Source organism: candidate division WOR-3 bacterium (assembly GCA_039801365.1).
Taxonomy (GTDB): Bacteria; Hydrothermota; Tepidihabitantia; order Tepidihabitantales; family Tepidihabitantaceae; genus JBDRUN01.
In genome coordinates, this window is sequence record JBDRUN010000031.1 from 1 (window position 1) to 23,845 (window position 23,845).

At 58.0% G+C, this 23,845-nt stretch carries 16 protein-coding genes, 2 tRNA genes and 1 pseudogene; 10 read left to right on the top strand and 9 right to left on the bottom strand.

What is annotated here, in order from left to right; translation table 11 throughout:
- The first annotated feature begins 357 nt into the window (after nt 1-357).
- The 8 genes and pseudogenes from ABIL25_05495 (at nt 358) to ABIL25_05530 (ending at nt 15,034) form a co-directional block, all read left to right on the top strand.
- A complete protein-coding gene (locus ABIL25_05495; protein MEO0081735.1) occupies nt 358-3,648 on the top strand; it encodes a hypothetical protein in 3,291 nt (1,096 codons plus the stop codon).
- The gene (locus tag ABIL25_05500) at nt 3,645-5,312 is read left to right on the top strand and encodes a tetratricopeptide repeat protein (GenBank protein ID MEO0081736.1); all 1,668 of its coding nucleotides are present in this window, start codon (nt 3,645-3,647) and stop codon (nt 5,310-5,312) included. The genes ABIL25_05495 and ABIL25_05500 overlap by 4 nt, the downstream gene beginning before the upstream one ends.
- Before the next feature lie 112 nt (nt 5,313-5,424).
- On the top strand, nt 5,425-6,096 hold the full coding sequence (locus ABIL25_05505; protein MEO0081737.1) for a PKD domain-containing protein: 672 nt from the start codon (nt 5,425-5,427) through the stop codon (nt 6,094-6,096).
- A gap of 28 nt (nt 6,097-6,124) precedes the next feature.
- Nucleotides 6,125-9,166 (top strand): M14 family zinc carboxypeptidase, encoded by a 3,042-nt coding sequence (locus ABIL25_05510; GenBank protein MEO0081738.1) that lies wholly within the window; start codon nt 6,125-6,127, stop codon nt 9,164-9,166.
- A gap of 54 nt (nt 9,167-9,220) precedes the next feature.
- Complete coding sequence (locus tag ABIL25_05515; protein MEO0081739.1) at nt 9,221-12,925, top strand: C25 family cysteine peptidase; 3,705 nt, start codon at nt 9,221-9,223, stop codon at nt 12,923-12,925.
- A 12-nt stretch (nt 12,926-12,937) separates the two neighbouring features.
- Nucleotides 12,938-13,432 (top strand): cytidine/deoxycytidylate deaminase family protein, encoded by a 495-nt coding sequence (locus ABIL25_05520; protein ID MEO0081740.1) that lies wholly within the window; start codon nt 12,938-12,940, stop codon nt 13,430-13,432.
- Nucleotides 13,432-14,211, top strand: coding sequence for a prolipoprotein diacylglyceryl transferase (gene lgt / locus ABIL25_05525; protein MEO0081741.1), 780 nt, complete (start codon nt 13,432-13,434; stop codon nt 14,209-14,211). The genes ABIL25_05520 and lgt overlap by 1 nt, the downstream gene beginning before the upstream one ends.
- Nucleotides 14,212-14,293: 82 nt before the next feature.
- Nucleotides 14,294-15,034, top strand: a pseudogene (locus tag ABIL25_05530) (ComF family protein).
- A 37-nt stretch (nt 15,035-15,071) separates the two neighbouring features.
- On the opposite strand, the gene ABIL25_05535 reads toward ABIL25_05530, so the two are convergent.
- Entirely contained in the window at nt 15,072-16,391 is a 1,320-nt protein-coding gene (locus ABIL25_05535) for a peptidoglycan DD-metalloendopeptidase family protein (GenBank protein ID MEO0081742.1), read from the bottom strand.
- A 224-nt stretch (nt 16,392-16,615) separates the two neighbouring features.
- The gene (locus ABIL25_05540; protein ID MEO0081743.1) at nt 16,616-17,020 is read right to left on the bottom strand and encodes a hypothetical protein; all 405 of its coding nucleotides are present in this window, start codon (nt 17,018-17,020) and stop codon (nt 16,616-16,618) included.
- Nucleotides 17,021-17,342: 322 nt separating this feature from the next.
- Here ABIL25_05540 and ABIL25_05545 point away from each other — a divergent pair, with 322 nt between their 5' ends.
- Together ABIL25_05545 and amrS are read left to right on the top strand one after the other, a co-directional pair.
- Nucleotides 17,343-18,317, top strand: coding sequence for an FAD:protein FMN transferase (locus ABIL25_05545; protein ID MEO0081744.1), 975 nt, complete (start codon nt 17,343-17,345; stop codon nt 18,315-18,317).
- Between the two features lie 153 nt (nt 18,318-18,470).
- Nucleotides 18,471-19,457, top strand: a complete 987-nt coding sequence (amrS, locus tag ABIL25_05550) for an AmmeMemoRadiSam system radical SAM enzyme (protein MEO0081745.1) — start codon at nt 18,471-18,473, stop codon at nt 19,455-19,457.
- A gap of 124 nt (nt 19,458-19,581) precedes the next feature.
- Here amrS and ABIL25_05555 read toward each other — a convergent pair whose 3' ends face one another.
- The 7 genes from ABIL25_05555 to ABIL25_05585 all read right to left on the bottom strand — a co-directional run.
- Nucleotides 19,582-20,358: a hypothetical protein gene (locus ABIL25_05555; GenBank protein ID MEO0081746.1), complete on the bottom strand. Its 777-nt coding sequence runs from the start codon at nt 20,356-20,358 to the stop codon at nt 19,582-19,584.
- A gap of 33 nt (nt 20,359-20,391) precedes the next feature.
- Entirely contained in the window at nt 20,392-20,682 is a 291-nt protein-coding gene (locus ABIL25_05560; protein ID MEO0081747.1) for a hypothetical protein, read from the bottom strand.
- 489 nt (nt 20,683-21,171) lie between these two features.
- A tRNA-Arg gene (locus ABIL25_05565) sits at nt 21,172-21,245 on the bottom strand.
- A gap of 75 nt (nt 21,246-21,320) precedes the next feature.
- Nucleotides 21,321-21,395, bottom strand: a tRNA-Pro gene (locus ABIL25_05570).
- 109 nt (nt 21,396-21,504) lie between these two features.
- Nucleotides 21,505-22,110 carry an RdgB/HAM1 family non-canonical purine NTP pyrophosphatase gene (rdgB, locus tag ABIL25_05575; GenBank protein MEO0081748.1) on the bottom strand — a complete coding sequence of 202 codons (606 nt, stop codon included), beginning with the start codon at nt 22,108-22,110 and terminating at the stop codon, nt 21,505-21,507.
- Nucleotides 22,107-23,180: a mannose-1-phosphate guanylyltransferase gene (locus ABIL25_05580; GenBank protein ID MEO0081749.1), complete on the bottom strand. Its 1,074-nt coding sequence runs from the start codon at nt 23,178-23,180 to the stop codon at nt 22,107-22,109. The genes rdgB and ABIL25_05580 overlap by 4 nt, the downstream gene beginning before the upstream one ends.
- A 1-nt stretch (nt 23,181) precedes the next feature.
- A partial coding sequence (locus ABIL25_05585; protein MEO0081750.1) for a DUF3108 domain-containing protein occupies nt 23,182-23,845 on the bottom strand: 664 nt, incomplete at its 5' end.

Below are 23,845 nucleotides of genomic sequence, written 5' to 3' on the forward strand. Positions count from 1 at the left end.
CGTGCAGCAACGTTTTCACGCTTCCTCGCAACGCAAGCCAGTCTCTTGGCGGAATGCCAGCCGACTTTGCGGCCGCCCTCAGGGGGTCACCATGTACCTGGGCTAGAGCTCAATCTCTGGTTAGGGAACTGGGTCGTGGTGTTGCTCGGCGTGTCAGCATGGACGAACGGCGAAAAGCTGGGCAGCTGGCAGAGCGAACGGTTTGCGGGTATAATCAGTCGAACATCAGTAACCAAATGTTGAATACCCAGGTGAGCGAAGAGACGTTCCGGAGTTGCAGGGTCCAGGTGGCGGCATTCGGATTCCTGAACCTCGACCCCTTGAACCCTCAACCCCTTGAACCCCTCTCTGTCTGAGATGAGACGCGGTGAAGTATGCTTTCGGAGCATTGCGCGGGTGCGCCGGCTCCGGCTTGCGAACGACATCGCGGCGCTGGTCCTCCTCCTAGTCGGTCTAGCCGGATTCGGCGTCTTTGTAGTGGCGGCCTTGTTCTGGAGCGGCTGGCTGCTGCTAGCGCTCCTTTTGCCTTTCGCATATCTGGCAAGACGATGGCTTTCCGGACTTTCGACCCGACGACTTGCAGCCCAAATCGAGACCTGCTTTTCTGAAGTGAGAGGCAAGCTGGTACCGGCAATCGAGCTGGCCGAGTACCAGGCTGCAAGCAAGGAAGGATATTCACAGGAACTCATAGATGCTGCGATTGCGGACACCGAGGCCAGAATCAAGGGTTTGCCGCTCAGCCGGGTTGTCAAGCGGCGCAGGGTCCTCTGGGGTGGACTTATCCTTGGCGCAGGGCTGGCTCTGTTGCTGAGCTACCAGGGGCTGTTTCCGACCAGAAGCAGAATAGGAGTAGTCAACGCTTTCGCACCCGACAGGTTGCCGGTCGAGTTTGTAGTAGAGCCGGGCGATACATCGCTACTGCCCGGTGGCGAGGCGGTGCTTAGGTGCCGGGTCGAGCCAGCAGGCGTGTTCAGGCAGGTCGTCCTTGAGCGGTTCGGCCAGCGCGCCGAGCGGCGGCGGGTGGCGCTGGTCAAAGGTAACGGACAGGTTTCCCTCATGCCGAAGCACGATTTTCGATATCGGTTCAGGGTCCTTTCTCGGACATCGGACGAGTACAAAGTCCTGGTCATCGAACCAGTGAGCATAACCCGGATGCTGTTCCGTTACCGGTATCCGCAATACTCAGGGCTGCCGGATTACCAATCGAGCAGCACCGAAATCGCAGCCCTGAAGGGAACAAGGGTCGAGCTTGTGGGCGAGGCCAGCCGGTCACTCGCAGCCGGCAGAATCGTGTTCGGTGACGACACCGTAAGACTGGTGGTCGGCGGGAATGGGACGGAGTTTCGCGGAGAGTTCACGCTGCTTGAGGACCGGGAAGGTAGAATTGAGCTTGCCGACGAACGCGGGACCGGATACCAGCCAGTCGAACAGCTCAGACTGCGCCCGATGCCGGACGAAGCGCCGCTGGTGAAGGTCTTCCTACCAGGTCGGAATGTGGACTTACCGATGAGCATGCAACTCGTTCTGGGCATTAACAGTCTGGACGATTTTGGTCTTGGTGGACTTTACCTGCATTACTCGAAGGACGTCGAATCGGGAATGGACATTCACCCTCGCCCTTCCGTTCCCATTGAAGGTGAAGGAAGTGAAAAGGAGGTGGTGGGTTTTGAGCGGAAGCGACTTAAGTTGCTGGCCGGCAAGCGCGAAGATACAACCTTCTACACCTGGGACCTTTCGGACCTCGGACTCCTACCGGGTGATGAGATGAGCTACTACGTTTCGGTCAGCGACAACGATGCGGTGAGCGGACCGAAGTCGTCGCGTACCGAACTGTTCCGGGTAAGGTTCCCAACAATGACCGAGATATACAATGCATCGGTAAAACAGACCGAGCGGACGACTGAAGAACTCGGCCCAATGCAGCAGACCCAGGAGAAGCTCGGCGAACAACTCGAAAGAATCAGCCAGCAACTGATGCAGGAAGGCAACCTCTCGTGGGACGAACGTCAGGCCCTGAGGCAGGTTCTTGCGGATCAGGGGCACCTTGCGCAGCAGATTCAGGATTTGCAAAAGGAAGTGGAAGGACTGCTTGACGAACTGTCAACAGGAATCCAGCTTGACCAGGAGACGATGGAGCGGCTGGGCCAGCTCCAGGAGTTGCTTTCGCGGCTATTGCCGCAGGAGCTTCAACAGTCGCTCGCCAGGCTTGCCGAGGAACTCGACCGGAAGTCACCGGACCTACGCAAAGCACTGTCTGAGTTCAAACTGAACCAGGACCAGTTGAGGCAGAGCATTGACCAGGCGCTTGATTTTCTTGCCCGGGTACTTGAAGAGCAGCGGCTGGAGGCACTGGCACGCAAAGCTGAGGAGCTGGCAAAGACCCAGGAAGAACTTGTCGGCAAGGTCGGGACCGAGAACCCGGAACTGATGTCCCGGTTCCAACAGGCGCTGGGTCGGGCAATTGACAGCCTGCAGAAAGAGATGAAAGAACTGGCTGAGACAATGTCCGACTCGGCGGTCGGAGATTCGCTCGCAGACCTGGCCGAAGGCATGGAGCAGGACAGCCTCGGTGAGATGGCAAACTCAACCGCCCAAGCGATGAAGCAGGGAAAGAACCAACAGGCAAGAACGAGCGGTCAAAAGCTGGGGCAGAAACTGAAATCGCTCAGCCAGTCCCTGAATTCGCTCAGCCAGGGGATGAAAAAGAAACGCTCCAATGAGGTGGCGCGACAATTGCTGCTTGCGGCTGAAGAACTCCTTGCCATTTCCCAGCGGCAGGAAGAGCTTGCAAATGACATGAACCGGCTGGATGAAGTCAGCACAATGGCCGGTATGCAGATGGGACTTTCCGACGGCACCAGAGTAGTCGCTGAAAGTCTGGCCGCGCTCGGGTCCCGGACCATGGCGGTATCGAGCAAGCTGGTCGAAGAACTCGGTCGCTCAATGAAGAACATGCAGGACGCAGCACAGTCACTGGTTGAGAATCGGGCTGGCCAGGCGCGACAGCAAATGCTTTCGGCCAGGACCGGGCTGGACAACACCGTGAGCTGGATTCTACAGGCGCTGGAAAAGGCACAGCAGGGTAGCGGCATGTCCGGCGGCATGGAGGGACTGTTGTCCCAGCTTTCTCAGATGACTGCTGACCAGATGCAGATAAACGCCGGGATGGGTGGAATCCCGATTCCAGTGCCGGGTGGGTTGACTCCAGCACAACTGGCAGCACTCGAAAGGATAATGGCAATGCAACGCGGCCTGCGCGAACGACTGGAGCAGATGCTTCAGCAGATGGGCGGACAGCAGCCTGGTCTGACCTCAAGTCTTGAGGGAGTACTTGATGAAATGAAGCAAGTCGAGCGTGACCTGGCTGAACTGAACATCACCCGCGAGCTCCTGGAGCGGCAGGAGAGTATTCTGTCGCATCTCCTTGATGCCCAGCGTAGCGTGCGCCAGCGCGGCTTCAAGGAAGAACGGGAGAGCGAGACGGCAAAGCCTTTTCAGACCGGACCGAGCCCGACGTTGCCCGAGGACTCAGGCGAGCGAAATCGGCTGCTGCGCGAGGAGCTGATGCGCTCGCTCAAAGAAGCACGGTTCGCCGAGTACGAACGGATGATAAGAGCATACTTCGAGGAACTGCTGAACCAGCCATGAGCAGCATGCGATTGGCGGGACGGATTGGACTCGCGGGCCTCATCAGGCTGATGGGACTTGCTGGACTGATGACGCTTGCGTCCGCACAGAGCATCGGCACGGCAAGAATCCTTGAGCAAGCCGGTCAGACCGAGCGTGCGCTGAGCGAGTACCGGCTTGTGCTCAACCGGACACCCCGGGACCTGGCAGCGTATCAAGGTTTTGTCAGGACGTGCCGGCAGCTTGCACGATACGATTCGCTTGAGGCAGTAAGCAGTCGTCTGAGCCTGACTGCGCCTGAGGAACCGCAGTATGTACTCGGCCGGATTGACGGACTCCTAGGCCTGAAACGAAGAAAAGAGGCCCTGGAACTTGGACGCGCCCTGGTCGCCAGGTGGCCGCAACAGGCAACCGCAGCAGCAGACGTGCTCGAACGCTGGCAGGAACTGGCCGAGGCAACGAACTATCTACTTGCCGCCCGTAAGAGCCAGACCCACACAAGAACCTATACAGAGCGGCTAATTGCCCTCTACGAACTGCAGAACCGTTACACGGATGCGACAAGGGAAATCGTGTCGCTTGTGGACTCAGAAACCGACCTGCTGCAGACCTACCTTCCAAGGATACGTGAGTACAGCCGCAAGACCGGTTCCTCGGCTCTCCTCGCCGAGCTTGGCCGACTCAGGGACTCGTGGGCAAGGGCACGAGCTCAGGCTGAAGTGTACCTTGCTCTTGGCCGCGAGCCCGAGGCACTCAGAACCGCGCGCCAAGTAATGGACCAGGACGGACTGTACGGATTTGCTCACGAGTGCGAGGAGGCCGGGGCGCTGAACGCCGCACTTGCAGTGTATCAGGAACAGAACCTGAAAGCAGACCAGGCTAGAGTACTGCGCAAGCTGGGCCGGAACCGTGAGGCGCTCGCCCTACTTGGCCAGGACCGCAACCCGGAAGCCATGTTCGAGCTGGCTGAGATCAACCGGATTGAGACCAAAGACCTGAAAGCTGCAGCCAGCAGCTACGAACGGGTTCTTGCCGCCAGACCCGGACACGAACCAGCCGTGTTCGGGCTGGCGAGCTCGCAGCTCGGGCTCGGCCAACTTGAGGCGGCACGCAGAACCCTGGGACAGGCAAGCCGACAAACCGACCGGATTCTAATGCTACTGGCTGAGGTACTGCTGTACCGACTTCAATTCGACTCGGTTCGATACTTTTGTCAGGAGTTGTTGCGCCGGTTTCCAGAAAGCCCGCTCGTCAACGACGGCCTTGAGCTTGCGCTCCTGTCAAGCGCTGGCGAACGGGCGACGGAACTTGCACGGGCGATGTACGAGTCTCGGACCGGTGACACCCAGAAGGCACTCGAGCGATGCGAAACACTGGGCAAGGGCACCGATGACGTCGCCGAGCAGGCCTGGTTCCTGCGTGCCCGGCTCCTGCATGATACGGCCGGGCCCAAGCGGGCGCTCGCCATACTCGACAGTTTCGCGCTCGCATTTCCGCAGAGCCAACGCCGGCCCAGACAGTTGTTCGAGCAGGCAAACATGTTTCAGGCACTCGGCGATGAGAACCGTTACCGGCAGGCGCTGGAAGAGCTCGTGGTTTCATTTCCCGGTTCGCCGTACGCACCGCTGGCGCGGAGCATGCTCGCGCTCGGGGTCAAGCCACCCGAACCCGGAACAGTCCACTAGCCGCGCGACTCCAGCTTGCCCCCACCTCTGGAGGCAGGGTACGAAAAAAGCGACTATTACCTGTTCAGACAAGCTGTTGACACACTGCATGTCGGGCGTAATCTGTCAGTCAGTGAAAAATGTCTTGGCCGCCACGGCCATGGTTCTGGCCACGGTCGGCTGCTCGAACCGGCCACCCTCAGCCCCGATTGTCTACGGCCCGACAATGCTGCGGCCGAATACGGAAGCCTGGTTTTCCTGCGTCTCGGTTGACGCAGAAGACGACGATGTAAGTTACCAGTTCAGTTGGGGCGACGGAACGTGCGGAGAATGGAGTGAGTGGACCCCCCCCGGGCTTGAGTACTCAGAGACGCATTCTTATACCGACACCGGGATATTCAACGTGACCTGTCGAGCCCGGGACGAAAAGCACGAAACTGGTTGGACCGACTCCCTCACGGTCAGAGTGTATGACTACGCACCCTTCGTGCCTCACCGTCCTTCAGGACCGGATACGGTCTTAGTTGGAGACACGGTCCTGTTTCTCGGTTGCGGCGACCATCCACTCGGCGAGCGCATCGCACTGCAGTTCGACTGGGGTGACACCCTTGGTGAATGGAGCGGCCTTGAAGCGCCGAGAACCTGGGTGAAGATGTCTCATGTGTACTGGCAGGGCGGTGTCTTTGCAGTACGGGCAAGGGCCCGGGACAGCCTGGAGCACATCACTGATTGGTCAAAGCCGGAAACGGTACTGGTCGTTGACTCCTTCGGTCCTACCGCACTGCCGGCGGCGACTGGAAAATGAACGACAGAAGATGAGCAATGGAGGCAATATGGGTCGTGCAATCATAGTTGGTTTGACGGTACTCGTAACCGCGACTTTCGCGGCCGGAGTGCCGGAAGAGAAGGAGATGACGGTTAAGGTATTCGTCGCGCCGGAGCAGATCGCTCCGATTGCCGACAAGGTGCTGGAGTTCTACGACGTAACACCGGAGTTCTTTACCGGCGGAGTTCTTGAATCTTCGTACCAAGAACTGGTAAGACAGGGATACCGGATTGAAGTGCTGGTTCCTGACGTCCGGGCAAGGGCAAAGGAACTCGACGCTTTCTTTCACACCTACGAACAGATTCGGGACACCTGGGCAATAATCGCTCAAGCTCATCCTAACATCTGCCTGCTTGATACTATCGGCACTTCTGCAGGCGGCAAATTGATGCTAGCAATGAAGGTTTCGGACAATCCAGGCGTGATGGAGATGGAGCCGCGCATCTGCTTTGACTTTACGATCCACGGTAACGAGAACAACGGCACCGAAATCGCACACTGGGTGCTGCTCCAACTCGTCAACGGGTACGGATCAGACCCGGACATCACACGCTGGGTCAACAACCGCGAGATTTGGCTTCTGCCGATTGTCAACCCGGACGGACTCATATCGCGGAGTCGGACCAACAGTCACGGCGTGGACTTGAATCGCAACTACGGCTATTCTTGGAACGGCGGCGGCCCAAGCGTATTCTCTGAACCGGAAATCCAGTCTTTGTACTTTCTGGGCCGCGACAATCCGATGGCAATGTGGAGCCAGTACCACTCCGGGACCAAGATGGCGATGTGGCCCTGGGGTTATACTCAGCTTGCGACGATGGATTCTGTGGTTCACCAGTACGAAATGGTCCGCTACAGCCAAATCACTGGCTATCCCTACTGCCAGATATCGCGTGGGCTGTACCCGGTGAACGGCGGTTCGACCGACTGGTACTACGGTGCAACCGGCGCCCAGGGGTACGGTATCGAGGTATGTAACGGACAACCCAGTCAGCCGAGTGAAATTGATACAATAAACCGTGCAAACTGGTCGGCGATGAAGGAGATGATCCAGCGCGTGATGTGGGGCATCAGCGGCAGGGTGACTGATAGCCTGACCGGACAACCGGTTGATGCCCTCGTCTCGGTCAACCCGCCGGACTGGTTCACCTACACCGATTCGATCGGTTACTTCCACAAGAACCTGCACGCCGGAACCTACAGCGTAACGGTATCAGCCAACGGCTACGTTACCAAGACATTCACTGGTGTGACTGTACCGCCTGATACTTTCGTATTCCTGAACGTCGCCTTGCGGCCGGATTCCGCCACCCCCAACACCGCGTTCCAGCCGATAACAAACAAACTGGGTAATTCCAACGCCACGAACGCATGGTGGGCATTGCGCCGACGGGACGGACGCCGGTTCTCGCTCGACAAGGGCGCATGGGCAAGCTTTGACATGGGACGCAAGACCCCGATTATGAATGGGCCGGGCAACGACTTCACCGTGGTCGAAGATGATGCCGACCCTGAGGCGTGTACGGTTTACGTTTCGAACAGTTGGAACGGGCCGTGGACCAGAGTCGGTTTCGGCACCGGCACCCAGGGCTACGACCTCTCAAACGCGGGAATGCAGTCGGCCCGGTTTGTGCGAATTGTGGACGACAACATCGGTACCGGCGGGTTCGACATTGATGCAATCGAGGCGATTGTTGTCAATGCGCCGATGGTCGTCTACCAGGGCAATACCGTGATTGATTCACCACCAGGTGGAAACGCTGACGGCAAACTTGACCCGGGCGAACAGGCGGACATGATCGTCAGCCTCAAGAACGCAGGTCGGGTCGGGGTGAGCAATCTTTCCGGCAAACTGCGCACGCAAGACGCGTACATCACGGTAATTGATTCGACCGGGACATTCGGTACGCTTGCACCAGAGTCGGTGCGGTCAAACAACGCGGACCGATTCCGGGTCAACGCCTCGTCCAGCACGCCACGGGAACACATCGTGGATTTTACCGTGTACCTTTCTGGTACAGACTATGCCGACAGTGTGAAGTTCACGATAACGGTCGGTGCCCTGCGCAACGTTGATCCGATCCCAGACGGCCCACGGCAGCCGGCCCTTTACTGGGCCTACGATGACAAGGACACGCTCTACGACGAGCATCCGCAGTATTCATGGGTCGAGGTGAAGTCAGTTGGAACCAGACTGAACTTCTCAAACAACGACGCAGTTATCGTAGTAACTCTGCCCTCTGGATTCGGACCGTTCAAGTACTATGGTCAGCGTTATACTCAACTGTCAATTTCCGCGGACGGCTGGATTGCGCCGGGCAACTACACGACGACAAACTTCTCGAACACCGAGCTGCCGAGCACGTCCGCGCCGCCCGGAGCAATCTGCACCAACTGGGACGACCTCTACCCGGGCTACGGCAGCACCGGTTACGCCTACTACTATCACGATGCGGCGAATCACCGCTTCATCGTGGAGTTCGATTCCGCGGCATACTACGACCAAACCTCGCTGCGGGACAAGTTCGAAATCATCTTCTACGACACAACGCTGGCTTCGCCTTCGGGCAACAGCGAGTTCGTGATGCAGTATATGACCGCAAACGGCTATACGTCGAGCACAGTCGGCATTCAGGACCCGGGTCGAACCATCGGGATACAGTGTCTGTTCAACAGCAGCTATAACAACGGCTGTTGGCCACTCGGGCCGCAGCGCGCGATAAAGTACACAACCGACCCGCCGACCGGAATCACCGAAACCCGGCCGTCCACGCACTTCGCAGATTTCGAGGTTTACCCGAGCCTGTCAGCCAGGACGCTACACCTTCGCTATACCCTTACTAGCAGAACCAGGATCGAACTGGCGGTGTACGACCGTACTGGCCGCAGGGTCAGATCCCTTGTTTCGGGCCAGTGCGAACCAGGAACCCACGAGACAATGTGGAACTGGACCGACGACGATGGCCGCAAACTAGGTGCCGGCGTTTACTTCTGCCGGATTGAAACCGCGCAGGGTCATCTAGTCAGCAAAGCGATTGCTACCCGGTAGCTGGCACGAACGACATGAAGTGGAGTTAGCGGAGAAAAGAGCAAAGGAGGAGCGATGTTGAAGAAACTAACGGTTGCCGTGGTTGTGCTTGCAAGCCTGGGAATTGCCGGCTGGTTGCCAGTGACAAGCCAGCGTCCGGCTCAACCAACAGTTCGTATCATCACCCAGGGTAGCAGCGCCACAGTGATTGACATCACTGTACCGGGCTTGGAAACCGAAACTGAAACTGTTGGGAATGAAGAGTTCACCATACTTCGGCTTCCAGGCGAACCAGCACTGACCGCAGATATCGGCCAGCCACAACTGCCGCGCATCATCCGGAATCTTGCAATTCCGGACAACGCACAATTGCAGGTCGAGGTGCTCGAAGCTGAGTGCCGAACCATTACCGGAATCCTCGTGTATCCGGTACAGAAGCCTTTGACCGACATGGATGAATTTCAGTTCACCATTGACCGCAACTTCTACGCGAAAGACTTGACCTACCCGGACGTTCAAGCAAGCATCGAGCTACAGTCAACCTGGCGGGGGCTGCCATTTGCAACAGTTGAGTTGAACCCGGTCAGATACAACCCGGCGCGGCGCGAACTTACCGTCTGCTCCCACCTGCGGGTGCGCCTGAATCACCAGGGCGTGTTTGTCCGGCACGAGGTCGAACCATGGGAGGTCAGGCAGGCGGCAGGGTTCATTGATAATCCTGAACGGCTGAACCTGGACGTGCACTGGTTCGACAGTCCGGGTGTGCGGTATCTTGTCATCGCTCACTCGAACTACGTGGGCGGCTGGTTGGATAGCCTGGTGAACTGGCACCATCGCCGGGGCGTAGAAACCAGGGTGATTGCCAAGTCATCCTGGACTGATACCGAGGTCAAGGACTCGGTCCGCGCCGAGTATGAACGCAACAACCCCAAGACCCTGCGCTGGGTCCTGCTTGTCGGTGAGTACAACGAAGTTCCCGGCCATGCGTATCCGGGAGTAGGATATTCAGACGTGTGGTACACTGACCTTGAGCCGACCGGGGGCGACGACTACTTCGACCTTGGCATCGGCCGGTTCAGCCCCTCAAGTACAACCGACCTTGGCAATCAGATACAAAAGACGCTCCTTTTCCAGCGTAACCCGCCGCCTGGCAACTGGTTCTCCAAGGTGACACTAGCCGCACATTCTGAACAGTACCCGCAGAAGTACTCAGCCTGCACCCGAGGGATCTATCATTTCCCGTACGCGTACTACCGCTACACGTTCGACACAATTATGGGCGGCGCGGGCGGCACGAATGCGATGGTATCGGCTGACATCAACGAAGGCCGGGTCGTGGTGAACTACCGGGGCCACGGGTCTGAGACCGACTGGTCGAGCTGGTGCCCGTCCGGAAGCTGGACCGCGAACAACATCAACGCCCTTACCAATGCAGACATGACGCCAGTGGTCTTCAACTGCTGCTGCCTGAACCATGTACTTTCAACTGCAACCTGCCTCGGCGAAGCGTGGATGCGCAAGTTCCCGGGTGGCGCTGTAGCGTCTCTGGGCGCAACCGAGGCATCCTACACCATCCCGAATCACGCCTGGGACTCAACTCTGTTCCGGTCTCTGGGCGACACGTTCACAATCTCGATCCCCGGGGTACGCAACTATACCTGTCCGATCTGGGACCTGGGCTGGATGCTGAACAATGCGAACGCCTATATCCAGAAATACTACTCAGGCTCAGGTGGGACCGACAACGCCCGGATGTATCTGTGGCTTGGCGACCCGGCACTCGGTGTATGGACTGGCGAGCCACTGACTGCGGACGCGGTCTATCCGCCGACCGTGCCGCTGGGTAACTACGACCTTGTGGTCACGGTCACCCGGCAGGGCACGCCGGTACCGAATGCGCTTGTCTGTGCCTGGAAGTCGAGTGAGGTTTACGCCTACGGCTACACAAACTCGGCCGGAACGGTCACACTCGCAATCAACGCCACAAGCCCGGGCGACATCGCGCTGACCATCACCGGTCACACCATTCGGCCCCATCTCGGCACAATTCTGGCCCGGACCGCTGGTTCACCGTACGTGACCTATCTGCGGTCAGTCGTGAACGACTCGCCACCGCGTGGCAACGGCGACGGCTGTATCAACCCGGGCGAACAGATTATCCTACCGGTATGGGTCAAGAATCACGGTGACTCGATCGGCCGTTCGGTCATCGGTAAACTGAGGATAAGCGACGGATATGTAACCCTGACCGACTCGGTCAAGAACTTCGGGAATGTGCCTGCGCACGACTCAGCCTACACTGGGCCTGCCGGGTACGGGTTCACGGTTGCATCGGCCTGCACCAACGGCCACTACATCCACTTCACGCTCCAGTGCCGCGATGTCGTGGACTCGGTCTGGAACTCGCACATCTACCTTCGTGTCGGTGCACCGTATCTCGGCTACGCTGGCCAGCAAGTCAACGACACTATTGTCGGTGGCAACCGCAATGGCCGGCTTGACCCAAACGAAACTGCCGAGCTTGCGGTCAGCCTGCGCAACACCGGATTCGGCCACGCGAACAATGTGACCGCAATCCTGCGATCAGGCGATGCGCGTCTTATTGTACTGGACTCGCTTGGCACTTACGGTCAGATAATGGCCGAAAGCACACGCACTAACACCCAGGACTGGTTCCGCGTACAGACATTCTCGATGCCGCCCGAAATCCAGATTCCGTGCACGCTTCTAGTCCGCGCCCAGGGCGGGTATGCCACAGTCGTGCCATTCTACGTACCGGTCGGCGCAGTCCGGAACTGCGACCCGATACCGGACGGCCCGCGACAACCGGTCTTGTACTGGGCTTACGACGACCAGGACACACTCTATGACCAGCGTCCCGAGTACGCCTGGGTTGAAATCCGCACTCAGGGCACGCGGCTCAACTTCTCGCACAACGATGCGGTCATCGTCGTTGACCTGCCGCCTGCGTTCGGCCCGTTCAAGTACTACGGCCAGCGCTATACTCAGCTCTCAGTCTCAGCCGACGGCTGGATTGTCCCGGGCAGCTACACGACCACGAATTACACAAACTCCGGCCTGCCCGGCACTGCGGCACCACCCGGCGCAATCTGCGCGAACTGGGATGACCTCTATCCAGGCTATGGCAGCATGGGCTACGCCTACTACTATCACGATGCAGCCAATCACCGCTTCATCGTAGAGTTCGACTCAGCCGCCTATTACGACCAGACATCGGTGCGAGACAAATTCGAGTTCATATTCTACGATACAACGCTGGCATCGCCTACAGGCAACAGCCAGTTCTTGATGCAGTACATGACCGCGAACCGCTACACCTCGAACACAGTCGGTATCCAGGACCAGAGCCAGACAATCGGCATCCAGTGCCTCTACGACGGCAACTATCACCGGGGCTGCTGGCAGCTCGCACCCCGGCGGGCAATACTTTACTCGACCGACCCGCCAACCGGAGTGGCCGAACCTGCGGCCGGGCCTAGTCCGGAACAGCTCGCGGTCAGGCTTGTTTCCAATCCGTTTGTTTCCGGCATGGCCGTACTCTACAGCCTGCCAGGAATGGCCCAGGTCGAACTCGCAGTGTATGATGGTACCGGACGCAAGGTGAGAACTCTTGTGTCGGGAGAACAGAACCCTGGCCGGTACCGGGCGACTTGGGACGGCTGCGATGATTCCGGACAGCGGCTTGCGGCCGGCATCTACTGGCTGAGACTTATTGCCGGCGGCGACGGTACAACTGTAAAGGCAGTGAAACTCCGCTGACTCGGAAGTCGGATGGCGAAGCAACGCAAGTCCTGGGACCGCTACTTCATGGACATCTGCCGACTGGTCAGCGAACGCTCGACCTGTGTGCGTCGGCAGGTAGGTGCGATTCTGGTCCGCGACAAACGGATTCTCTGCACCGGCTACAACGGCGTACCCCACGGACTTGAGCACTGCACCGAAGCCGGATGTCTGCGGAAGAAGCTAGGAATCCCGGCCGGCGAGCGAATCGAAATCTGCCGAGGCATTCATGCCGAGCAGAACGCACTTGTCCAGGCGGCTTCGTTCGGCATGAATGTCTCCGGTGCCACGCTCTATTGCACCCACGAACCATGCGTGACCTGCACCAAAATGCTGGTCAATGCCGGTATCAGAGAGTTTGTGGTCGAAAAGAGCTATCCGGACGAATTGGGTCGTAGGATTCAGGCCCAGGCTGACGTAAAGGTAAGGGTTCTAACCAGGGCCGGGCCCACTTCAAGGTCAAGGCCCGGCTCAAGGAAGACCTGATGTTTCCGACAATTCTGAAGGTCGGCGGCATCCACATCTACTCATACGGCCTGATGCTGTTCCTGTCGTTTCTTCTCGGCATCTGGCTGGTCGAGCGCCGGGCCAGGAAATTCGGGGTCGACGCTCAGACCATTACCGACCTGGCACTCTGGATCCTCCTGGCCGTTGTCTTGGGCTCGCGTCTGTTCTACGTCGCATTTCACTGGGAGGAGTTTAGACACGACCTTATCGGCATCATCGCATTCTGGCGGGGCGGGCTGGCCGGCCTGATGTTCTACGGCGGATTCCTTGGCGCGATTATCGCCGGCCTGGTATTCGTCCGGGTCAAGAAACTGCCGCTTCTCAAGCTGATGGATGCGATTGCACCGGCAATTATGCTCGGTGAAGGGTTTACCAGAATCGGCTGCTTCTTGAACGGCTGCTGCTTCGGCAAGCCAACATCGTGTCCGCTCGGCATTGTATTCCCGACTGATTCACCGGCCGGCTATACCTTCCAGAACCAACACATCCATCCAACCCAGCTCTACTCGTCTGCGGCCGGGTTCGTACTGTTTGCGCTCGCGCTCTGGCTCGAACGTCGCAAGCTCAAAGACGGCGTACTGTTCGCGGTCATGCTCATCCTCTACTCGCTGTTCCGGTTCGGGATTGACTTTGTCCGGTACTACGAGAACGCGTCCAACTTCTGGGGCAACCAGGTTGTAGCCCTGGGCCTGACCGCAGTCGGACTAGTGCTTCTACTTGTCCTCATCCGCAGAAAACAACCGGCCAGGAAATCGTAGCGTCCCGCGGTCGAACCCGCTGTGCCCTGAAATCGGGAAGTGGCAATGACAGGGCAGATGAATACCCCAGATTCGAAATCGGATGGTATCTCATCCGGGCTTTCCCCTTATCACTTCGCACTTGCCCTGTCCCTCATCCTTGCGCCTTCCGGTCGCTGACGTGAACCTACTCAATCTGTGGAGAGCTGGCCGCTTCCTGGTTCGCGCACTTGGGGATTTCCTGTTTCCCCGAGTGTGTTTCGGGTGCAACGAGGAAATTGAACACGGACTTCTGTGCGAACCTTGCCGGCTTCTTCTCCTGACCAGCGAACTGGACGTCTGCCCGGACTGCGGCCGGCCCTGTGCGGATGCGGTCAACCGGTGCGGCCGGTGCCGGCTTCCCTTCTCCCTAAGTCGGGTACGGGCACTTGGCCTCTACGGCATGGCGCCGTTCCGCGGTCTGATTCACGCACTCAAGTATTCTGAAAAGACGATACTGGCACGGCCGCTCGGCCAGGCGCTGGCCGCTTTGGCGCATCAGGACACTGAACTGGCGAGTGCCGACGCCATCTGCCCGATTCCGCTGCACCCGGCGAGACTTAGAGAGCGCGGATACAACCAGTCTTTACTGCTGGCGCGGGAAGTAGCTGCTGACACCGGCCTGCCTGTGATTGAACCACTACGACGCGTTCGCAACACCAAGAGCCAGACTAAACTTGTAGACGACAAAGCGAGGCTTGAGAACGTAACCGGTGCATTCGCGGTCAGACCAGCAACAGGACTTGAGGCAAAAAGAATAATCATCGTGGACGACGTGATGACGACCGGTGCGACCCTTCACGCGGCCGCGACCCAACTGCTCGCGGCCGGAGCTTACGAGGTCATGGGCCTTGTTGTGGCGGCGGCATGGGCCAGGCCAGAGCCTGCTGCAGGGAATCGGCCAGGCCGCGAAATGCGGCGAGATAGACATGCTTCACCGGTTCGTGCCGGGGCGGGTTCAGTTTGAGTGGGTTCGTTGGCGCACCAAACTTTCTGACCTCATAGTGCAGGTGCGGCCCGGTTGAAAGACCGGTCGAGCCCACGTACCCGATAACCTGTCCCTGAACAACCCGCTCGCCAGCCTTGACGCCCCTACCAAACCCGGACAAATGACCGTAACGCGTCTCAAAGCCGTTCGGGTGAGACACTACAACCAATCTGCCATACCCTCCGCTCCAGCCGGCCGAACTTACCCGGCCGTCGGCAACACACGACACCGGCGTGCCGGTCGGAGCGGCATAGTCCACGCCGTTATGCGGACACCGGATGTGGCGAATCGGATGGTAACGATTGCCAAAGAACGAACTGATGCGCGAAAACTGAAGTGGTGACTTCAGAAATGTCTTGCGCAGGCACAACCCTTCCGGGTTATAGTAGTCAGTGCGGCCATCCGGATCGGTGAACCTGAATCCCCGGAAATCGCCCACCTGTCCCTTATACCGTGCGGCCACGATCGGGCCGTATCCCACAAACGTCGAGTCGGCCATCCGGCGTTCAACAAAAATCGTGAAAGAATCTCCCTCCTGCACCTCGGAAAAGAAATCAATCTCCCAGCCAAAGATATCGGTATAGTTGGCAATCAGGGCCGGCTTCTCCCCCAGCTCGACCAACGACTCATATAGGCTCGACTTGATTACGCCCCGCACCGTATCCCGGACCGAACGCACGTAGCGCAAGAGCATAGAAGTCCTTATGCCGGTCGGATCAAGGTCAAGCCGATACACCCGCTCGTAGCTCTGCTGATACTCCAGCCGAAACAGAGTGTCGCCGCGATAAAAAACCCTGAGGGAATCACCCGGCCGCATCCTTCGGAAATTGAACCCAGCGACCTGCAGCGCTTTGATAACAGCGTCACTGGTCGAATCCGGCACTCCTGCTCGTCGCAACACCGTCGGCATGAACTCGCCCGAAACAACAACAAAACTCTGACTGGTTGCCGGCGTTTCGGCGACAGCTGGAACCGGTGCTGGTCGTGTCGCCGGCTTGGGCAGCACGAGTAAAACAACCGCGGCCACTGCCGCCGCAGCAACAAATAGTCCCAGACCGATGTAGAACCAGACCCGGAGCGACGAGCCGCGATGTCCAGGCCGACCTGGCTGCCAACCATGAAACGGTGGCAATGGACCTTGACCGGAGCTATTGGCACCTGGCTGGTCCGACATACGATGCAAATGATACGGATAACCTTGGACTGTGCAACTGCTTGCTTCGTGTTTCTGCCCGGGGTATTTCGGGGCATATCCCTACTTCCAAGTCGCATGATATACCAGACAGTGCACAAATTCGCAAGACCGCGCGTGCAAGTGAAGCTTTCTCATCCAGGCATTAGCTAGACCGGCCGGCTGGCAGGCTAACTGGCAAGTTGCTTGACCGGCTATCTGCCATCCTACGCGCTTGTTTGTTTGCACCGCAAGTCACTGACGTGATGAGCTCGTACCGACACCCAGGGACATGGGGTTGGCTTGTCGGAATCAGAAGTGTGGTTGATTGCAGGACAGAAGGCTTGTCCTGTGACTTGGACCGCGGCCTGGATGGCAATGGACCAGGCGACCTCAATGATGATGAGGACAGCAGCAGAGCAGGCGACTTGAGCCGCATCCAGATAGACAGCAGAGCAAACTTCTTGGTACACAACCGGGCAGGCCACAAAGGTGGCAGCCTCGGCGACAATTAGGGAGACTGCCGGTAAGACGACCTGGTAAACAGTGACCCGAACAGTGTGGCCGGCAACGAGGGAAACCGCACTGGAGACCACAAGCCAGACAGCCAGCCGGACTACAGACCAGACCATGAGTAAGACCACCTGCCCCATGACCCCCATGTATCACTGCTTTCACACGCCGCGAGTAACTAACAGACTAATATTGAATTAGTTGTGCCATTTGACGCCAGCGTGCGTCGGTTCGGCATGCCGCTCAACCGCGGTTTACCTACAGGTAAACTTCATATGAGTACTTACCGAATCCAAATCTGCCATTCGGGTGTCGTCTGGCGACCATGAAAAGTTGGAAGCGGCCAGCAGACTGTCCGCTCTGACATACCTACCCTAATGTTTTTCAGACCCTGACCTAGCTAGACTTGACCGGAAAGTGTGCCGGACTAGATTTGGAGTGATGAACGGAAAGGTCTGGCTGTTCGCGCTTGCGACAATGTGTTGTGGTCCGCGGCTTGTCGAAGTTGACCGAACCGAGTTCGGTTTCGGTAGCTACATCCGCATCAAGGCCTTGGCGCCGAACAAAGCTCTGCTCAATCGTACGGTTGAAAAGGCATTTGCTGAGATGTTCAGACTGGATACACTGTGGTCGTCATTCCTGCCTGGTAGTGAGGTTGCGACCCTGAACCGGACCGGCAGAGCCGCAGTTTCATCTGACACACGGGAGTTGATAAACGAAGCACTCCGGGTGTGCGCGGCCACCGACGGCGCGCTCGACATTACGGTCAAACCGGTTCTTAACGCATGGGGATTCACCAGTGCAGCACCGGGTGGCAACGAGCAAGATGTAACCCGCGACCAGTGGCGAGTTCCGGACAGCGTCGAGCTGGCCCGGGCCAGAAGTCTTGTTGACTTTCGGCAGGTACTGGTGCGGGGCGATTCAGTGCTGCTTCTAGAGGACGCACAGATTGACCTAGGCGCGGTCGCGGTCGGTTTCGCGGTTGACCGGGCAGTTGAGATGCTCCAGGCAGCAGGCGTGAACCAGGGTCTGATTGACGCTGGCGGAGACATAAGAGTGTTTGGCGACCGGGACTGGAAAATCGGGCTGAAGAATCCAAGAGGAGAAGGAGTAATCAGGGTATTCCGAGTCAGAAATCGGGCGGTTTCGACTTCGGGCGACTACGAAAAGTTTTTTGAGGCAGACGGCCACCGGTATCACCATATCATAGACCCGTGCACCGGTTACCCAGCGGACAAGTGCGCCAGTGTCACCATCCTTGCGCCGACAGCGTTTGCGGCCGATGCTTACGCCACCGCTGTGTTTGTGCTCGGACCAGACAAAGGTCTCGAGAAGGTACGCGAGCAGGAGGGTATGGCTGCCGTCGTATTAGTGGACAGTAGAGATTCGCTTGAAACCTACGAGACTGGAAGGTGAACTGAACAGAGCCGTGATGACCAGTGACAGGTTACTCGCCAATTACCGAATGACCAATTCCGGCAAGTCATTCAGAAGGATGCGGCTTGCCGCCGCGATGTCGGTCATACGCAAACCGGTCCTTCCAGTCTGCATCGGGAATCGGTGCTGGAGATGAACTATCCGGCACGGTACTGGGAGTCTGAGGACGGCAAGGTCAGATGCGAGCTGTGCCCGAATCGCTGTCTTGTAGCACCGGGTAAACGGGGTCGGTGTCTGGGAAGGGAGAATATTGGCGGCAAGCTCTGGGCCACAAACTACGGTGAGGTTGTTTCCGTCAATATGGACCCGATTGAAAAGAAGCCGCTGTATCATTTCCTGCCTGGTTCAGACATACTTTCGGTTGCGACGTACGGGTGCAACCTGCTCTGCCCTTTCTGCCAGAACTGGGAAATTTCTCAGGAGATTGCGCCGACAAGGTTCATCGCCCCGGACGGGCTGGTACAGCTAGCCCACGAGCAAGGGTCGCCGGCAGTTGCCTTCACCTATACCGAGCCACTCATTTGGTTCGAGTATTTGATGGATGCGTGCCCAAGACTCCACGCTGCGGGAATCCGTAATGTGCTCGTCACGAACGGAATGATAAACCCAAAGCCGCTTGCCGAGCTTCTGCCGTTTATTGACGCAATGAACGTGGACCTGAAATCAATCAGACCTGAGTTCTACTCCAAGTATGTCAAAGGATGCCTAAGTACGGTCCAGAATACACTTCGGGCCGCGGTCGGCCGCTGCCACGTGGAAATCACCACCCTACTAATTCCTGGTCGCAATGACTCTGAGCCGGAAATCGAGGAGCTAACCAGTTTTGTCGCAAGCCTGGGTCGGACCGTACCGCTGCACTTTTCGCGTTACTTTCCACGGCACCGGGCAAAGGAGCCAGCGACACCGCTGGAACTCATCCTGGCCGCGGCGAAACTGGCAAGACAGGAGCTCGACTACGTGTACGTCGGCAACGTCACCGCACCAGCTGAGTACCGTGATACGTTCTGCCCGAAGTGCCATAACCTGCTTATTGAACGTTCGTCCTACGCCGGCCGCGTGGCCGGCATCAGCGCCGGTAAGTGCACCAGGTGCGGCCGGCCCGCTGACGTGCTGCTTTGACTGCGACCCGACTGCAATCACAACCTGCCGCCCTTATGGGCCCGCTGCATAATGAAAGCTGCGTCAGCTTACGAAAAAAAGGTCCGGGGAGTGCTGCACTCCCCGGAGGCGCAAGACAAGGAGACTAGTTGACGAGCCAGCGCAGGCCGCCGACCTTCTGATACCCGAGTTTCAGCGTGACCTTCTTGGAGCCGCCGACGTCCTCGATCGAGACGACCTTAGCCTTTGCGAAGTGGTCGGTAACATCCCAGTTATTGTTCTGATGGTCAAGCCAGAGGTAGTAAACTGCACCGGCCGAAATCGTCAGTTGGGTCGTGTAAGCACCCGGTGCATCAGCAATCTTGACATCGTCATAGTTTGCTGAGCCGGAATTCTTAAGCGCATTCCCCTTCGAGTTCTCAGGCCAGGTGTAGTCCCCGGCATTGACCAGCCCGACCGGGGTTATGTTCTGGTCGTCACAGACGAAGTCTATTGACGGCTTGTTGGCAGTGGACAGCGAAAGTGCGGTCGCGGTGCCGCTGGTCGTGAACGCAAGCCCGGACGGATGATTCGGGTCCGGGTCACTGATACCGTACAGTACGAGTGTGCTTGTCTCTTCGACCGCGCAGTCGAGAGTCCAGGGGTCGCTCTCAAGCGTACCGCTGTAGGCTGTCACCTCCACCTTCTTGGCCGGCACCGACACATCGAAGCTCGTACTGGTAGTTGTCCAGGTGGAATCGCCCGCCTTTATCCTGTACCCCTCGGCATCGGTCACCGCCGTCCACGTCAGGTGAAGAGTGGCACCAGAGTTGGTCACGGTCACAACAACAACCGGCTTGCCGATTTCAGAGATTTGCTCGCAGCCCGCGCCGAGTATCAAGACCAGGGCCGCGACACCCACAATCCATCGTGCTCTTTTCATTGTTTCACCTCTTGTTGTTTACCTTTTACCAGCTCACTTCTGAGTTGGCGGCTTCAGCCCGCCGGGTTTCGTGCCACCCGGGGTGGTACCCGGAGTCTTACCCGGGGTCTTACCGCCGGTTGCCTTAGCCTCAAGCTCGGTCACGACTTTCTGGAGCGAGTCACGCTCCGCAGTCAACTTCGCTACCTGTCCTTCGAGCTCAGTGATTTTCTGCTGCTGTGTTGCGACCTGCGACTCAAGGTCCTTTATCTTCTGCGCACCAGGGCAGCCCGCAACCACGAACAGCAGGGCAATCACTGCAAACGCAGCCAGTACTCTTCTCACTATATCCTCCTTTCCGGGCTCCTGGCCCGGCATTTTGTTATACACTTGCTGCTTCGCACCCAATTCCGCCCCCGTACCCTGCCCACCCGCGTCCATTCTAGGAACAAGTATTTGCCTGTCAAGTATTTCGTGTCGGTCTGAAAAACGCTCAATGGCTGGCCCTGAACTCACGACGAGAAGCACAGAAACCGCGCGCCAGCCGCATCAGGCAAGCAAGCATCGGGTACGACCGTAAGGCCGAGTAGCTTCTTAGTTCTAATGGCATTGCATTCCTGCCTCGTTCACAGTTTCCTGCTACCCGGGGTTTTGGCCATGTTTTCACACAATTATCTACCCCTGCACAATGGGACTTATTCCGGTCAGGCACGGGGAGCATCGCCCACACAAGAGTGGGCGTATTCGCGCCACCGAACTTCTCTCCCAGGAAAGAAATGACTCCCGGCTCAGTCAGAAATTGAACCCAGGCCCGGCCTAGACATCAGCCAGAAACGCGCCTGGCAGGATTCGAACCTGCGGCCGTCGGATTAGAAATCCGATGCTCTATCCAGCTGAGCTACAGGCGCGTCCTGTCACGTCACAAGCCTATTGCCTATGTCCTGCTGACCGTTGTGTTCCGCGTTCCGGACCGTCAGCCAGAGTCGGGGAGACTGGATTTGAACCAGCGGCCCCCACGTCCCAAGCGTGGTGCGCTAACCAGACTGCGCTACTCCCCGGCCAAACAGAGTCCCAAGAAAACAACTGATGTTCAAGACCTATCCAAGCATTGGAACCATCAGACCTTGGAACTCTTTCGCTAGGAATATAGGCCGGAGTGAAGAAAAGTCAACGCCCGTGCGGCTGGGCATATGTCCGTAGAAACTCGATCACCTGGTGCAGAGCGCGGGCCCGATGACTAATGCGATTTTTCGTGTCCAGTCCGAGCTCGGCAAACGTCATGGAGAACCCTTCTGGTACGAATATCGGATCATACCCGAAACCAGAACTGCCGCGCGCATGATGGGCAATCCTGCCTTCACACACACCCTCAAAGAAATGCTCTCCCCCATCTGGCTCAGCCAGACACATGACGCAGCGGAAACGGGCCGTCCGCTTCTCCTCCGGCACCTCGACCATACGATGAAGAATCGCACGGTACCGATCAATATCGGTCGCACCCTGGCCGCAGTACCGGGCCGAATGAACGCCCGGATCACCTCCGAGGGCATCAACCTCTAGGCCAGAGTCATCGGCCAGGGCCAGCACTCCTGTAGTCCTGACTGCAGCCCGGGCCTTTCTTGCCGCATTCTCGGCCATGGTTTTGCCGTCTTCTTGCACGTCGAGCGTTAGCCCTATTGAAGCGGGGTCTATCACCTGCCAGCCTGAGCCGACTAGGCACTGCCTGACCTCAGCCAGCTTCCCTTCGTTACGGCTGGCGAATACAAGTTTCACAGAAACCGCCGGGTATTCTTCTGACCAGCCATCTCCCTGAGCATGACTTTCAATCCATCCAGCCCGTCGCGGTGCGCCACGAGGATTGCATCCTGGAACTTCGCAATAACAAGGTCCCTGACCCCAAGCGCGGCAACAAGACCCGAGTCTGCGCTGACAACGCAATCGTGCGTATTATGGAGAAATGCCAGACCATCAACTACGTTGCCCGTTCGGTCTGGCTTGAGCAGTCGCGCCAGCGCCAGCCACGAACCGAGGTCGTCCCACTCGAACCCGGCTCTGACCACGGCGATGTTGTCGGCCTTCTCCATCACCGCATAGTCAATCGAGGTAGCCGGTGCGACCCGGTACGCTCGTTCAATTGCGGTACGTTCTTTCGGGGTGCCGACCACCTTTGCCAACCGACTCAGCTCGTATGAGAACTCAGGCAAGAACCTCCGGAAAGCATCCATGATTGCGTCAACCCGCCAGACAAACATTCCGCTGTTCCACAGGAAGTCGCCTGATTCTACATATCTCCGCGCGGTTTCAGCGTCCGGTTTCTCTCTGAACCCGAGTACCTTGCACGCCGCCATCTCTCCTCTGGACCGTATTTGCTGGCCGGCATGGATGTACCCGTACCCGGTATCAGGTCTGGTCGGCGAGATGCCAAAGGTGACAAGCAGGTGTTCCTGTGCTAGTTCGGCTGCGAACCGAACCGCAGCCAGAAACTCTCTTTGTCTTCCGACCATGTGGTCTGCTGGTAGTATCACCATTGTCGCTTCCGGCGCGCGTGCCGAAAGCCAGGCAGCTGCAAGTCCAATAGCCGGCGCCGTATTTCGTCCCTCTGGCTCAAGCAGAAGACACCCCTTGGTTGGCCTGACCTGCTCCCGGACCTGCTTCTCGAAGACCCGTGGGGCCACAAACAACTGCCTCGAAGCCGGACACAGCGGCTTCACCCGACTGGCAGTCGCCTGGAGCAGAGACATCCGGCCGACAAGATTCACAAACTGCTTAGGTCTGCTCTGCCGGCTCTTTGGCCAGAATCGCTCTCCCCTGCCGCCGCACAGGATAACTGCGTAAAGCTTCATGCTACCTCCCCCGTGCCACTTCGCTCAGAAACGCGCTCACCACCGCACTACCAAGACGAGTCCTTATCACGACGGGAACCTTGTCCGGGTTGTCAGCAAGGAACGCTGCCCCCAGCGGACAGGAAGTCGTCGGCTTCATCTCTAGACAGCTGAACTCTCCGGCTGGCACGCGAACCCTGGTATGCCCAAGTGCACGAAACTCGGTGTCATAATCCCGGCGGTCCGTGTGAACATACACTTTCATGGAACTCCCTGGTTCAACTGTCAAAGTCCGGAAAAAGTACCACAACGTCACGAGGTCCCTTGCCAAGCCACCAAGTGGATACTCTGTGTTGTCGTTGTACCGCACTACCCGCTGCTCATAGTCAAAGTCTGCTACCCATTCAGTCCGGTACCGCTGCTCTCTCGTTCTCTTGTAAGAACGCAAAGTAACCATGTCCCTGACCCGGCACCATGTCTCGAGAACATACTCAGCCTCAAACACGAGCGAGAGTGTCGGGTTTGACTTGAGCACACCGCGAAAGTGGTAACAAGGCTCCGCCCGCACCGTATCCAGAGATAGAGTAACCAGCTCCAATGTCCCGAGCTTCAGCGGTCCATACCGGACTTCATAGCGCAGGGTCTCTGCCGGAGCGAACGCAAACCGACCGTCCCCGACCGAGACA

Coding starts and splice junctions, on each gene's coding strand:
- ABIL25_05520 (MEO0081740.1), top strand. CDS start 12,938: ATGGCGAAGCAACGCAAGTCCTGGGACCGCTACTTCATGGACATCTGC.
- ABIL25_05500 (MEO0081736.1), top strand. CDS start 3,645: ATGAGCAGCATGCGATTGGCGGGACGGATTGGACTCGCGGGCCTCATC.
- ABIL25_05535 (MEO0081742.1), bottom strand. CDS start 16,391: ATGTCGGACCAGCCAGGTGCCAATAGCTCCGGTCAAGGTCCATTGCCA.
- ABIL25_05495 (MEO0081735.1), top strand. CDS start 358: ATGAGACGCGGTGAAGTATGCTTTCGGAGCATTGCGCGGGTGCGCCGG.
- ABIL25_05555 (MEO0081746.1), bottom strand. CDS start 20,358: ATGAAAAGAGCACGATGGATTGTGGGTGTCGCGGCCCTGGTCTTGATA.
- lgt (MEO0081741.1), top strand. CDS start 13,432: ATGTTTCCGACAATTCTGAAGGTCGGCGGCATCCACATCTACTCATAC.
- amrS (MEO0081745.1), top strand. CDS start 18,471: ATGAACTATCCGGCACGGTACTGGGAGTCTGAGGACGGCAAGGTCAGA.
- ABIL25_05540 (MEO0081743.1), bottom strand. CDS start 17,020: ATGGTCTGGTCTGTAGTCCGGCTGGCTGTCTGGCTTGTGGTCTCCAGT.
- ABIL25_05510 (MEO0081738.1), top strand. CDS start 6,125: ATGGGTCGTGCAATCATAGTTGGTTTGACGGTACTCGTAACCGCGACT.
- ABIL25_05580 (MEO0081749.1), bottom strand. CDS start 23,180: ATGAAGCTTTACGCAGTTATCCTGTGCGGCGGCAGGGGAGAGCGATTC.
- ABIL25_05545 (MEO0081744.1), top strand. CDS start 17,343: ATGAACGGAAAGGTCTGGCTGTTCGCGCTTGCGACAATGTGTTGTGGT.
- ABIL25_05515 (MEO0081739.1), top strand. CDS start 9,221: ATGTTGAAGAAACTAACGGTTGCCGTGGTTGTGCTTGCAAGCCTGGGA.